1 protein-coding gene is annotated in these 313 nt (G+C 42.2%); it reads right to left on the bottom strand.

The features are described 5' to 3' along the window. Window positions 1–25 precede the first annotated feature (25 nt). The coding region (locus ACT3RM_RS18265) for an IS66 family transposase (protein ID WP_444511564.1) at window positions 26–313 on the bottom strand (288 nt) is incomplete at its 5' end.

Genomic DNA, 313 nt, shown 5'->3' with positions numbered 1-313 from the left:
GTAAGCGCGCATTTAAGCAGTGCGCTTAGCTATAATCGAAGTCTAGCTGCACATTCCACGGCATTAGGTCGGTAAAATCATCATCACCCTCATCTCGATTCGGCAACGTTTTAAATAAATGCACAAAGTAGTTATAAGGATTGATGTCATTGGCACGACACGTCATCACAATACTATAGAGTGTGGCGCTTGCTTGGGCACCATTAATTGACTTTGAGAATAGCCAGTTTTTCCTACCAGTGGTAAACGGCCGAATATCTCGCTCAGTAATATTATTATCAATCCCTAGTTCGCCATCTTCACTATATCGCAT

The organism is Pseudoalteromonas sp. AOP7-A1-14 (assembly GCF_052376275.1).
GTDB lineage: Bacteria > Pseudomonadota > Gammaproteobacteria > Enterobacterales > Alteromonadaceae > Pseudoalteromonas.
The sequence above is the reverse complement of the archived record's forward strand: the minus strand, read 5'-3'. Positions and strand labels throughout refer to the sequence as shown.